This window comes from Halobellus salinus (assembly GCF_014646875.1).
GTDB lineage: Archaea > Halobacteriota > Halobacteria > Halobacteriales > Haloferacaceae > Haloquadratum > Haloquadratum salinum.
On the sequence record NZ_BMOC01000022.1, the window covers coordinates 21,404 to 32,828 of the forward strand.

Annotated in this window: 13 protein-coding genes and 1 pseudogene; 3 read left to right on the top strand and 11 right to left on the bottom strand. The window is 58.8% G+C overall.

The features are described from left to right. Positions 1-48: 48 nt before the first annotated feature. The 10 genes and pseudogenes from IEX72_RS13460 to IEX72_RS13505 all read right to left on the bottom strand — a co-directional run bounded on the left by IEX72_RS13460 (position 49) and on the right by IEX72_RS13505 (position 7,006). Positions 49-222 (bottom strand): hypothetical protein, encoded by a 174-nt coding sequence (locus IEX72_RS13460; RefSeq protein ID WP_188788217.1) that lies wholly within the window; start codon positions 220-222, stop codon positions 49-51. 350 nt (positions 223-572) lie between these two features. After that, complete coding sequence (locus IEX72_RS13465) at positions 573-872, bottom strand: hypothetical protein (protein ID WP_188788219.1); 300 nt, start codon at positions 870-872, stop codon at positions 573-575. Next, positions 869-1,420 carry a hypothetical protein gene (locus IEX72_RS13470; protein WP_188788221.1) on the bottom strand — a complete coding sequence of 184 codons (552 nt, stop codon included), beginning with the start codon at positions 1,418-1,420 and terminating at the stop codon, positions 869-871. Before IEX72_RS13470 ends, IEX72_RS13465 begins: the two co-directional genes overlap by 4 nt. Next, the gene (locus tag IEX72_RS13475; protein ID WP_188788223.1) at positions 1,417-1,638 is read right to left on the bottom strand and encodes a hypothetical protein; all 222 of its coding nucleotides are present in this window, start codon (positions 1,636-1,638) and stop codon (positions 1,417-1,419) included. The genes IEX72_RS13470 and IEX72_RS13475 overlap by 4 nt, the downstream gene beginning before the upstream one ends. Continuing rightward, on the bottom strand, positions 1,631-1,972 hold the full coding sequence (locus tag IEX72_RS13480; RefSeq protein ID WP_188788225.1) for a hypothetical protein: 342 nt from the start codon (positions 1,970-1,972) through the stop codon (positions 1,631-1,633). The genes IEX72_RS13475 and IEX72_RS13480 overlap by 8 nt, the downstream gene beginning before the upstream one ends. A gap of 290 nt (positions 1,973-2,262) precedes the next feature. Next, positions 2,263-3,033 carry a creatininase family protein gene (locus IEX72_RS13485; protein ID WP_188788227.1) on the bottom strand — a complete coding sequence of 257 codons (771 nt, stop codon included), beginning with the start codon at positions 3,031-3,033 and terminating at the stop codon, positions 2,263-2,265. 269 nt (positions 3,034-3,302) lie between these two features. Further along, on the bottom strand, positions 3,303-4,580 hold the full coding sequence (locus tag IEX72_RS13490; RefSeq protein WP_188788229.1) for a tyrosine-type recombinase/integrase: 1,278 nt from the start codon (positions 4,578-4,580) through the stop codon (positions 3,303-3,305). A gap of 5 nt (positions 4,581-4,585) precedes the next feature. Further along, positions 4,586-5,218, bottom strand: coding sequence for a hypothetical protein (locus IEX72_RS13495; protein ID WP_188788231.1), 633 nt, complete (start codon positions 5,216-5,218; stop codon positions 4,586-4,588). A 60-nt stretch (positions 5,219-5,278) separates the two neighbouring features. Further along, positions 5,279-5,683, bottom strand: a pseudogene (locus tag IEX72_RS13500) (creatininase family protein); the annotation flags it as partial. 186 nt (positions 5,684-5,869) lie between these two features. Next, complete coding sequence (locus IEX72_RS13505) at positions 5,870-7,006, bottom strand: bactofilin family protein (protein ID WP_188788233.1); 1,137 nt, start codon at positions 7,004-7,006, stop codon at positions 5,870-5,872. A gap of 111 nt (positions 7,007-7,117) precedes the next feature. Here IEX72_RS13505 and IEX72_RS13510 point away from each other — a divergent pair, with 111 nt between their 5' ends. Both IEX72_RS13510 and IEX72_RS13515 read left to right on the top strand, forming a co-directional pair. Continuing rightward, the gene (locus tag IEX72_RS13510; RefSeq protein ID WP_188788235.1) at positions 7,118-8,095 is read left to right on the top strand and encodes an aldo/keto reductase; all 978 of its coding nucleotides are present in this window, start codon (positions 7,118-7,120) and stop codon (positions 8,093-8,095) included. A 143-nt stretch (positions 8,096-8,238) separates the two neighbouring features. Further along, positions 8,239-8,592: a 4a-hydroxytetrahydrobiopterin dehydratase gene (locus IEX72_RS13515; RefSeq protein ID WP_188788237.1), complete on the top strand. Its 354-nt coding sequence runs from the start codon at positions 8,239-8,241 to the stop codon at positions 8,590-8,592. A 100-nt stretch (positions 8,593-8,692) separates the two neighbouring features. On the opposite strand, the gene IEX72_RS13520 is transcribed toward IEX72_RS13515, so the two are convergent. Then, positions 8,693-9,895, bottom strand: a complete 1,203-nt coding sequence (locus tag IEX72_RS13520; RefSeq protein ID WP_188788239.1) for an MFS transporter — start codon at positions 9,893-9,895, stop codon at positions 8,693-8,695. 120 nt (positions 9,896-10,015) lie between these two features. Here IEX72_RS13520 and IEX72_RS13525 point away from each other — a divergent pair, with 120 nt between their 5' ends. Next, positions 10,016-11,323 carry a DUF7405 family protein gene (locus IEX72_RS13525; RefSeq protein WP_188788241.1) on the top strand — a complete coding sequence of 436 codons (1,308 nt, stop codon included), beginning with the start codon at positions 10,016-10,018 and terminating at the stop codon, positions 11,321-11,323. Positions 11,324-11,425: the final 102 nt, after the last annotated feature.

The window sequence follows — 11,425 nt, forward strand, 5'->3', positions numbered from 1 at the left end:
AGCGTAGAGAGCCGCTGTATTTAATCGAGATCCGGTAGTGTCTCTTAATCAGTCGTCGGATCCGGCACCTTCTGCTGTTTCAGCCGGATCTGCTTTCTGTTGGTTAGCGACATCAATATATTGACTGGCTGTTCGGAGCTTGAATCGCACTTCGCTGTCATCTACTTCTTCGATAGCATCATTTAGTTGTTGCTTCACTATGCTAAGAGGGTCCTCAGACATATTCGATCCAATTTTTTCTATTGGTAAATAGTATTCGGTGGATGTGTGGCAGTCTTTCACGGCTACATACTGACGGTCTATATCAGGTGGACAGTTCAAGAGAGCTAATTGACTCTCTGAAGCCAACTGACGATCTAATCCGATAGCTATAGTGTAGGTATTTCGTGTGGCTTGGCCGTAAATTCTCGGTGATTCGTCTATGAAATAATAGATGGGAATGGTCGTATTAGGGGCTCTATCACCAATCTAGTGATCTGCAAAAAGGAAAATATGGAGGGCTTTGACCTAGTACTACGTTGTGAACGTGGAACCACTACCCTGGATCGGCTCGAAACGTGGTTCTACATCATCTATAACCCCTCAGAGTACTTTTTCATAGCTTCGAGCGCTGCGTGCTCGGCGTCTTCGACATACTCCAACTCCATTCCCACAGCGATCTCTTCGACTCCATCATCTGGATCGACTAGGATCACACGATGAGCATTGCAGAATCCAGGCTGATCAGAGTACGTTTTGTACGGCATACAGCGCACTTCAGCACCTGATTCTTTGTGCTCAAACTCAGCGATTAGTTTGAAATTGCCACTGAATTTGTACTGAGAGACAGTCCATCCGTCTGGAATCTCGATGTCCGGCTCTTCCTCTCTCATACGTCCTTTCCCCACTTTTCGACTGCGTCAGCGAGTGATCCCTCGAACTGCCAGTCAGCAACCTCGAAAGCATCCTCAGTTGGTCCATCCCAACGAGGGAAACCACAGTGCTCGCTGATCTTGATTTGCCAGTCACTCGGCTCATCAAACGGGCTTCTGTTCGGGAGTTCGACAATGTAGAGATACTCTTCATCTCCGTGGATCCCACACGATGGATCCTCAACGCCGTGACCCAGCAAGTATGATGGAGTCCGCTCAAGATCCTCCCAACTTTCGGGGGAGAGCACTCCTTCAACCGAGTCTGGTAGGTCACTGTAGAGTCCGTCTTGACAACGGAACGTCCTCTCTATGTACCGGAGTTTGTCGATTAAGATGAACTGAGCCGCTGCGTAACCTGAGTCACGATGAGTCCCAGTAGCGTGGAGTAGTTCTTGGAGATGCTCCAAGAGCGGGATGATCCCTTCAGGATACCCATCCGAGTGACGGTAGACCTGAGCCACACGGTCTGTCTTCTCGTCGGTGAATCGAAGTTGACAACGTGTGCTCATAGGCTGGAGTACTTGATAGGATCGAGGTCGGTGTTCCGTGAGATCGACTGGACTCGTTCGAGCTGGTACTCTCCAGTGGCTCGATCACTGCTCCCCCACGAACAGGCCGGACAGCCGTTACCCCGGAGAACGTCTTCTTTCTTGTCTCCATCCAACTCGTGGGTCAGGTAGTAGAATTCCCATCTGCTGCCACACTGACCGCAGGTAACGTCATTCATCTCCACTACCTCCAGTCGGGGCGTGAGTTGGCCAGACGACAGAAATTCCCATACTCGCCATCGGCCCTTCTTGTTCCTCGACTTCTTGCCACTGCTCTACGGTTTCGAGTAACTGCTCTGCCTTCTCCGGGTTACCTTGCTCTATAGAAACCCAGTGCCCTCGGGCTGATTCGATGAGAGAATCAAGATCTCGGTTGAACACCGCAGCCCCTCTCTCACAGTAGGCAGCAGAGCCGTCTTGCCTGAAGTCCTTGACGTGCTTTGCTGCGTGGGCCGGACTTGCGTAGCCAATACTGTCGTCGACGATAGCAGCGATGAGTTCCTTATCGCTCATCTCCTCCGCCGAGTGGGTGTTCGTCTCCTTCGCGCAGTCTCGACAGAGACGCTCATATTCGTCCGGTACTCGATACTGTTCACAGTACTCGACTCCGACAGCCGACCAGGAACCACAGCGGTCACAAGATCGGCTGGAGAGACTCTCGTCTGCTGAGTTTTCTGTCATAGCGAAATCTCCCTTCAGGAACCGGCTGTATTGCGATAATTACGCCGGTTCAGCAGACGTAGACGGTGATTTGGTATTTAAATTCTATTCAAAATAGGATATAAGATACCACTATAGATTATTCAAACGTGTTTCTTTGGCATTAGATCCTGGAAATCTTGAGAATCTAACCACTCACAGAGCTTGACTAATTGTGCTGTCGCTTCCTCAAACATTTGCTCTCCTTTTTCGGCTGTTGCATCAGTCTGGTCTCCAAGGACTCCGTTATCAGTATTATCGGCAGCATCGTAGAATGTTCGTGCTCCAAATTTTGTTGTTTCTGCTTCATCAATACTTTTCAGCCCCCCATCTCGGGCATCTTCAAGACGGTCTTCGCGAACCAGTTCTGGCCTTAGATGTTGAATCATCGCTGTTTCTTTTGGACCACCGTGAGGGCCATTCTGGTCGAATAAGTCATCGACAAGATCTGGGATACTATCATTCCACATCCACTCAATCGCATATAGCACCTCTTCATCACGAAGATGCCGACCCACCTCTCGCAGATGTTCAACATTCCCTCCGTGGGCATTCACGTAGATCACTCGATCAATTCCGTGATAGGCAAGGTTCCGAGTAAAGGATTCAACATAGTTCCTGAATGTAGGTGCATCAACCCACATTGTTCCGTGAAACTGCCTATGATGAGGGCTTACTCCGATGTTGATAGTAGGAGTACAGAGATAGCCAGTTCTTTCAGCTGCTTCTCGTGCGTAGGCCTCTGCTATAATATGATCTGTTGCCAATGGAAGATGAGGTCCGTGTTGCTCGGTTGAGCCCAATGGAACAAGGGCTATTGATTCATCCTCAAGGTAATCCCCAAGTTCCGGCCAGGTTTCATCAGCAATATACATATTATGGATTGATGAATGGCGCTCTCTTCAATCTATGGAAGCCCGTATTTCAATCGATCAGTCCGCGCTGTTTTGCCTCTTTCCTTGTTAACTCGGGCTTTAGTTCAGGATATTGATCCGTCAGGTGGATCTTCGGATGACAAGACTGACACACTGGTACACGGATATTCTGCTTATATGAAACGTGATGTGCTACTAAATTTGGCTTGACTTCACCACAGGCTGAACACCTGTGCCTTGGGTCGTTTACTCTTTCACCGCACATTGGCTCATTCAGCAGTTCCTCCGGGGCCGTACTGCCGGTAGCGCTCTCGAAGGTCGGCAGTAATCAAGTCGAGATATTCTTTCGTAGTATCTAGACTATCGTGACCCATAATGTCGGCTAGGGTCTTGATATCTATTCCATTTTTTAGAGATTGAACTGCAAATCCGTGTCTTAGAGTGTGGGCAGTGATTTTGTACCTACTTTGTCCGTTTCCATCAGTATACATTTCTCGTTGGATTCCTGCGTTCTTCGCTGACTTCACAATGATCTGGTTGATCTGGTGAGGATTTAGGCGGCCACTTCTCTCTGATACAAAGAGATGGTCTGAGGTTTCTGCGGAATTGTAACTACTTCTGTAACCGCCGTCAATCCATATACCAAGCAATGTATCCAAAGATGGCTGGTAGAAAACATCTCTACTCTTGCTGTTCTTTCCTCGAATCTTTATTTCTCGTTTGTCTCTGTCAATATTGTTCAACGTTACATCCGCGGCTTCTTTCCGGCGAAGTCCTGTCTGCCACAGAAATTCAATGAGAAGCTCATTTCTGAGCTTTGGACCCGGGCAGTTGTCTTTGATCGCTTCCTTCTCTTCTTTTGTTAGATAGATAGTGTCTTCCGCGAGTTTATCGCTCTGCCTCGTCGGATTCTGGTAGTCAACAATGTCTGCGTCGTCAAGATTGACATCCTTTACAGGGTTCTGCTCAATGGATTCTTGTTTTTCGTGTAAAAACGTGTATAGAGTTGAGACGGTTGCGAACTTGTCTTTAATTGTCGTATCGCCGTAGCCTTTCCGAGAGAGGTATACGGCATAGTCCTCCAATCTCAGCGGAGTGAATTCTTCAAGAGTATCCTCCCGCTGGTTTTCAAACCATTCTGTGAACTGGATTAACCCGAGTTCTCGGTTTTGAACCGTGCCATCAGCTTTTGTAGCGCGAATTCGTTGGAGATATCGTGACGCATCATTGAGGATGATGCAGTCGACAATATCTATCTCCTCACACGGATTTTGGTCTACCCGGTCTTCTTCGATCAGATACTCGAAATATTTTTCTAAGCTTCGGAATATCTCTGATCGGATCTTACCGTAGGATGCTGAGTTATCTTGCTTGATCCATTTAATAAGTTCCCGTATCTGCTCCGGACGAAACTCCTCTACAGAAAGCCCCTGACTTTCACACCAGGTAGAGAATAAGTCCAGCGAGCGTGTATGGCCCTGGATAGTCGATTCGGCATAATCACACTCTTGACACTCACGGATGAAGGCTTCTGCTGACCTAAGCATAGGAATCAGTTGTTTTTGTAGTACTGCGTCGTTCCTGCTTCCGACTCAGTTGAACTTACAGAGTGGGTAGTACTCTGTAATCTTTTGACAGCTAATTGTACGGCTTCTTCATCTGCATCAAGCATCGCAGCAATATTAGCTATCGAGCCGGTACAAGCAAGATTTTCAGATGGATCGTGACTTTGCGACGCAGAAGCAGTTTCTTGACTATCATCTCCCATTGCTTCTATCATATATTCACCGCTAGACTGAGGTCCACTGACTGAAGATGTATCCTCGTTCTGCGCTATGGCGCTTTGGATCTCTGCAATGGAATTCGGGAGAATACGGTAAATTTCCGTAGCTAACGTTGTGAGATCCTCATCACCGTAACGTTCTGATTCGATGGCAGATAGCCGCCGGTCTACAGACTGGAGTTTATGAGATATTTGTTCTAGCTTGTTGGTCACTTCAGGTGCTGGTTCCTTTGATTTGGGATCTCCTTTTTCAAGCGGATTCTCGCGAGCAATTTCTCTCTCAGTGGCGATGCGTACCAACTGTGACAGCGTAGGCTGATTGCTTTCCTCAACATAATCTTTCCATCTTTTCTTCTTTTCTTTGGATATTCTTACTGTTAACATCTCATATTCGTCCGACATTGCAGAAATGCGTTACACGGGAAAACAATATAAAAATTTTCTCTACAAAATGAGTTATGTCCACTCGACCGCGTAGAGTGTCCCGTCGTCGCGGAGGCGGCGCCCGACCTCGCGGAGGTGCTCGACGTTGCCGCCGTGGGCGTTGACGAAGACCACCCGGTCGATCCCGTGATACGTGAGGTTCCGGGTCAGCGACTCGATGTAGTCGCGGAAGACCGGTGCGTCAACCCACATCGTGCCGTGGAACTGCCGGTGGTGCGGGCTGACGCCGACGTTCACCGTGGGGGTACAGAGGAATCCACCGCGGTCTGCTGCCTCGCGGGCCAGTCCCTCGGCGATGAGGTGGTCGGTGGCCAGCGGGAGGTGCGGGCCGTGCTGTTCGGTTGAGCCGAGCGGGACGACCGCGACCGACTCCTCGGCGACGTAGTCTCCGAGCTCGGGCCACGTCCGATCTGCAGCGTACATACCGAGGCGAGGCGGCGGGCGATAAAGAAGGTAGGGCACACTGAGGCGACGACGGCCGCCGCGCGGGTTTTGTCGGGGCGAACAGTCGGCACTCCCCGGTCCCGCGCCGACGTGCTGAGCGACCGCGACCCGACGCGGGCGACTCCCTACGACGTACCACGGGTGGCCGCCCGATCGGTGATACCCCTACGCCGCGGGGGCCTCCGGGTCGGCACCGCCGTCGTCGCCGTCGTCGCCGTCGTCGCCGTCGTCGCCGTCGCCACGGAGTTCGTAGAGCGCGGTAGCGAGCGCCCCCAACCCGAGGAGGAGGACGGCGAACCGGGCCAACCCACCGACAACGGGGATCTGTCGAACGAGCGCGACGGCGACGATCCCGACCGCGAGCGCCGCCCACCGGTTCCGGTAGTCACCGAGCGACAGCAGCCACGTCCCGAGCACAACGGCGCCGTACACCGTCGCCGCGAAGACAACGGCGCCAAAGACGAGAACGCCCACGAGCGACAGGGGAATCCCCACGATCGTCAGGCCCAAGATCAGGAGCGCGACCGGTGTGCCGACGAGTGTCAAAAGCCCGACGCCGCCGCTCCGGAGCGGTTGTGTCGTCCCCACCTCGCCGACCCGGCGGCTGACGTTCGGCACCGCCAGAAGCAGGATTGCGCCGAGCAGGAGACTCGACAACCCGGAGTAGACCGCGCCGACCCACGGCGGGAGCGTCGGCAGTTCCGCGTCGCCGCCGGGACCGCCGGGACTGGCGACGTCGAGGTCGGCGGTGGCGGTCGCCCCGCCGGCGATGCTCGCCCCGTCGGCGATCGTCGCGTCCTCCGAGTGGTACGTCAGCGACCCACCGATGGCGGCCGTCGGGGTGACATCGAGGGTCGTAGCGTCGACAGCGGCGTCGCCGTCGATCGATCCCGCGAGACGGGCGTCCGCGACGCCGGCGTCGAGGCCGCCGCCGACAGTCGACCGCTCGCGGAGCTCCAACGCCGCGGACGCGACGGTCACGTCGCCGTCGACCGTTCCTTCGAGGAGGACGCTGCCGGCGGTGGCGTTGAGATCGCCCGTCACCCGACCGGAGTCGGTCACGAGAACCGACCCGGCGGTCGCGGAGACGTCGCCGTTGACCGTCCCAGCTATGACGACCGCGCCCGCGGTGGCGTCGAGCGTGCCGTCGAACGTCTCGTTCTCGTCAATCCGGACAACTGCGCCGGAGGGCTGCGATCCGTCCGTGTCGGACTGCTGTGCGACTGTGACTGCCGGAAGGCCGCCGACGACCACGAGGACGGCGAGGAGGGCGGCGACCACTCGATAGCGTTGGCGTGACATACTGAATCACCGGAGGGGACAACTCACAGCGGATGTGGTACGACGATCGACATAAATCCCCGAGATCCGACGCGGCATGGGTTTTTACCCACCGGTGGTGTGGCTGACGGTATGGAGTACACCACACTGGGCGACACCGGCACCACGGTCTCGAAGATCTGCCTCGGGTGTATGAGCTTCGGCGACAACGACTGGCGGGAGTGGGTGCTCGACGAGGCGGCCGGCAGGGAACTGGTCGACCGCGCGATCGAACTCGGCGTGAACTTCTTCGACACCGCAAACATGTACTCCCGCGGCGGGTCCGAGCGGGTGCTCGGTGACGCGCTCTCCGATCGCGACCGCGACGAGTTCGTGGTCGCGTCGAAGGTGTACTTCCAGATGGACGACGACGACCCCAACTCCGGAGGGCTGTCGCGGAAGGCGATCGAGCAGGAACTCGACAACTCCCTGGATCGGCTCGGAATGGATTCGCTTGATCTCCTCCAGATCCACCGGTGGGACGACGACACCCCGATCGAGCGGACGATGCGGGCGCTCGACGCCGCCGTCGACCGCGGGAAGACCAGATACCTCGGCGCGTCGTCCATGTGGGCCCACCAGTTCGCCGAGGCACAGCACGTCGCCGACCGCGAGGGGCTCACGCCCTTCTCCACGATGCAGAACCACTACAACCTGCTCTACCGGGAGGAGGAACGCGAGATGCTGCCGCTGTGCGACAAGCAGGGGGTAGGCGTCATCCCGTGGTCGCCGCTGGCGCGAGGTCGACTCGCGCGTCCACACGAGGACGCGGAAGCGACGACTCGCGGCGAGACCGACGACTACGCCTTCGAACACCCGTATCTGGAGAGTGGCGGCCGCGAGGTCAACGAACGCGTGCAGGAAATCGCCGCCGAGAGGGGCGTGAAGATGGCCCAGATCGGGTTGGCGTGGCTGTTCGAGTCCGACACCGTGGACGCCCCAATCGTGGGCACCACGAGCGTCGAACACCTCGAGGACGCCGTGGAGGCGCTCTCGATTGAGCTCACGGGTTCGGAGATGGAGTACCTGGAGGCGCCGTACCAGCCGGTGCGGGTGTCGGGTCACGAGTAGCGCCGCCCTGACGTGGGTGCGGTCCCGAGTAGCGCCGCCCTGACGTGGGTGCGGTCCCGAGTAGCGCTGGTTGGCTGTGTTCAACCCCTACTTCAGGTGACACGAGTGAACACACAAGTATCGAGCCCGTCGAACGTATGAATATGGCATCAACGCTTGCCGACGAGGAATGTGTGGCCTGTACATCAGAGGACGAACCGCTCACAGAGGCGGAGTACGCCGAGTACCTGACTGAAATCGATACTGATGTCTGGGAAGTCATCGACGATCATCACCTCGACGGAGCGTATTCGCTCGAGGACTTCCGCGATGCACTCGAGTTCACGTACGAGATCGGTGAGCTTGCCGAAGAGGAGTGGCACCACCCGGACATCCGGCTGGAATGGGGCGAGGTTCGAGTCGAGATGTGGACGCACAAGATCGACGGACTCCACAAGACCGACTTCGTCATGGCGGCGCGTATGGATCGGATACACGAGGAATACGCTCCGGAGTAGGAGGTGTCTGCGCCGTCTATGAGCTACGGCCGCCGGGATCAATCACCGAATGGGTTGTTGAACGAAGCCACCTGGTTCGGCCCCGGCCGTTGTCCCCGACTCACTCCGCCGGCCGCACCACCGAGCGACCGCGTTCCTCGGAGCCGCCGGAGAGCCGCCACACGGCTCGCGCGGCCGCGAGTGCGATCGCGACCTCCGAGAGCCCGACGGCGAGAAACGCCGCGAGGTAGCCGGCGGTTGAGGTGGTGAGCCCGCCGAGCAAAAACCCCGCGAGGAAGCCCAGACTACCGAAGACGTTGAACCCGCCGAGCGCCGCGCCGCGGGTTTCCGGCGTCGCGACGTCGGTGACGAGCGCCATCGTCGCGGGCGCGACCAACGCCCCGAGCGCGCCGACCGCGACCATCGCCGCGACCGCGACCCACAGCACGGGCGCGACCCCGACGGCGACGATGCCGAGTCCGTAGCAGATCGACCCCGCAACCACCGGGATCGCCCGCCCGATTCGGTCCGACAGCATCCCCGCGGGGTACTGCAGAAGCGCGAACGGCAGAAAAAAGGCCGCGAGCGCCAGCCCCGCACCCGCGGCGTCCAGCCCGAACGTCGTCCGGAAGTAGAAGACGCCAACCAGAGCGAAAAACCCCGCCGTCATCCGGTCGATGAATCCGAACGCGTAAGGAACCGTGAGCGCGGGCTGTCGACGGAGTCCACCGAGTGCATCGCCGAGGCGGCGCGGGTCAGCATCGATTTCGGCCTCCGATACCGTCAGAAACAGCAGGCCGACGGCCGCAAGCGTCGCCGCCGCGGCGTACACTGGGTAGAAGGGGTCGGCGTCCGCCAGCCGACCACCCACCACCGACCCCAGCGCCGCGCCGAGTCCGATCGCGATCCCGGCGGCACCCATGTTCCGGCCGTTGCCGCCGGCGAGGTCGGCCAGGGCGGTGATCGACAGCGAGAACGCCCCGATGGTGGCGGCGCCCCCGACGACACGGACGACGAGGACGCCGGCGAATGGGGCACCGAAGGCAGGTGTGGCGGCGAGCACGAGGTAGCCGGCCGCGCCCCCGAACGCTCCCGCCGCCGCAAGCGGCATCCGCCGGCCGAGAGCGTCGCTCGCCGCACCCCACACGCTCGCGAACGCGACGAACGCAGCGAACTCCGCGACCAGGAACCACATGCCGGCGCGCACCGTCGCGCCACCGCCGAGCGCGACGACGATGTCCTCAACCCCGGGGTAGAGGAACACCTGCGAGACCAGCACGCCCCACACGCCGACAGCGAGTCGGAGCCGTGTCCCGCCAATCACACCACGAAACTAGGCCTCGGGGGACATAGCCGCGTCGCTTCGGGCGGTGGGAGCCGGGGGCCGCACCAAGGCAGCCACGCGAACAGAACCCATTTCACCGTCTACGCGCTATCAGTCGGTATGGACGATGGCGGAGCCGACGCCTCGCGCCGGGAGGTGCTGAAAGCCGCCGTTGCGGCCGGCGGTGTATCGGCGCTGTCGGCGTGTCTGGAGGCGACTGAGGACGACGATCCCGTGCCGACGGGCCCCGACGACCTCTCGGTGCTCACCGAACGGCAGCACGCCTGGAACGATCGCGTCCGGACCGACGACCACGGCAACACGCTCCTCCCGCGGCACCAGGTGCTGCTGTACCTCACGCTCCCCGGGTCGGGGCCGCCCGACGGTTCGGACCGCGAGTCGGTGGCGGCTGTCCTCCGGACGCTCGAGCGGGCGTACGAGCGGAGCCACGACGGACTCCTGTTTTCGATTGGGTACTCGCCGCGGTACTTCGGTCGGTACGACGCGTCGCTGCCGGCGTCGATCGACCTCCCGGAGCCACGCCGGCTGTCGCCGTTCGAGTCGCCCACGTTCGACCGGCAGGACGCGATGATACACCTCGCGTCCGACCGCGCGGCGGTCGTACTCGCGGCTGAGGCGGCGCTCACCGGGGCGGAGGCGACAGTCAACGGCGTTTCGATGGAACAACCCCTCACCGACACCGTTGAGATCGCAGACCGCCGGACGGGGTTCGTCGGCGCGGGGATGCCCGCCGAGCGGCAGAACGGCCTGGCCGGGATCCCCTCGTCGAACCCTGTCCCCGAAGAGTCCCCGCTGTTCATGGGGTTCATCGCGGGGTTCCGGCAGAACCAGGCCACCGAAGACTACGTTACGCTCGCCGGCGGGCCCTTCTCGGGCGGGACCACCAAACACGTCTCGAACCTCCGGATGCGGCTGGACGACTGGTACGACGAGCAGTCGTACGACCAGCGGGTCGCGGAGCTGTTCTCGCCGGCCCACGCCGACCGGGGGTTGGTCGAGGGCGTCGGGGAGAACCTCGGCGACGACAACGGGGTGACCCCGGAGATCGCCGATTCGATCCGCGACCACGCCCGCGAGTTCGCCCGCGTCGGTCACGCCCAGAAGGCCGCCCGCGCCAACCGCGACGACGAGGGGCGGGTCCGGACGCTCAGGCGACACTTCGAGTCGACCGACGACGACGAGGCGAGCCTCCACTTCCCGAGTCTTCAGCGGGAGATCACGACGTTCGAGGAGGTCCGGAAAGCCATGAACGGGACCGACCTCACCGACGAGCCCGCGATCCGACAGCGGGTGAACAACGGGATCCTCGAGTACATCTTCACCAAGCGCCGGGGGAACTTCCTGGTCCCACCGCGGTCGCTCCGCGCGCTCCCGACGCCCGACGGTCGGGCCCCGGGCGTGGAGTGAGAGGCAGTGTCGGACTCATCCGCGCGCTAAAGCACTGTCTCTTACCCACAAACCGAGTCGGTGCTAGGATCGATGAATCCGAACGAAAATCCTGTATCTACC

What these genes read in the sequence shown, in the direction of transcription:
- IEX72_RS13460 (WP_188788217.1), bottom strand. Translation starts at nt 222, where the DNA reads ATGTCTGAGGACCCTCTTAGCATAGTGAAGCAACAACTAAATGATGCT.
- IEX72_RS13465 (WP_188788219.1), bottom strand. Translation starts at nt 872, where the DNA reads ATGAGAGAGGAAGAGCCGGACATCGAGATTCCAGACGGATGGACTGTC.
- IEX72_RS13470 (WP_188788221.1), bottom strand. Translation starts at nt 1,420, where the DNA reads ATGAGCACACGTTGTCAACTTCGATTCACCGACGAGAAGACAGACCGT.
- IEX72_RS13475 (WP_188788223.1), bottom strand. Translation starts at nt 1,638, where the DNA reads ATGAATGACGTTACCTGCGGTCAGTGTGGCAGCAGATGGGAATTCTAC.
- IEX72_RS13480 (WP_188788225.1), bottom strand. Translation starts at nt 1,972, where the DNA reads ATGAGCGATAAGGAACTCATCGCTGCTATCGTCGACGACAGTATTGGC.
- IEX72_RS13485 (WP_188788227.1), bottom strand. Translation starts at nt 3,033, where the DNA reads ATGTATATTGCTGATGAAACCTGGCCGGAACTTGGGGATTACCTTGAG.
- IEX72_RS13490 (WP_188788229.1), bottom strand. Translation starts at nt 4,580, where the DNA reads ATGCTTAGGTCAGCAGAAGCCTTCATCCGTGAGTGTCAAGAGTGTGAT.
- IEX72_RS13495 (WP_188788231.1), bottom strand. Translation starts at nt 5,218, where the DNA reads ATGTCGGACGAATATGAGATGTTAACAGTAAGAATATCCAAAGAAAAG.
- IEX72_RS13505 (WP_188788233.1), bottom strand. Translation starts at nt 7,006, where the DNA reads ATGTCACGCCAACGCTATCGAGTGGTCGCCGCCCTCCTCGCCGTCCTC.
- IEX72_RS13510 (WP_188788235.1), top strand. Translation starts at nt 7,118, where the DNA reads ATGGAGTACACCACACTGGGCGACACCGGCACCACGGTCTCGAAGATC.
- IEX72_RS13515 (WP_188788237.1), top strand. Translation starts at nt 8,239, where the DNA reads ATGGCATCAACGCTTGCCGACGAGGAATGTGTGGCCTGTACATCAGAG.
- IEX72_RS13525 (WP_188788241.1), top strand. Translation starts at nt 10,016, where the DNA reads ATGGACGATGGCGGAGCCGACGCCTCGCGCCGGGAGGTGCTGAAAGCC.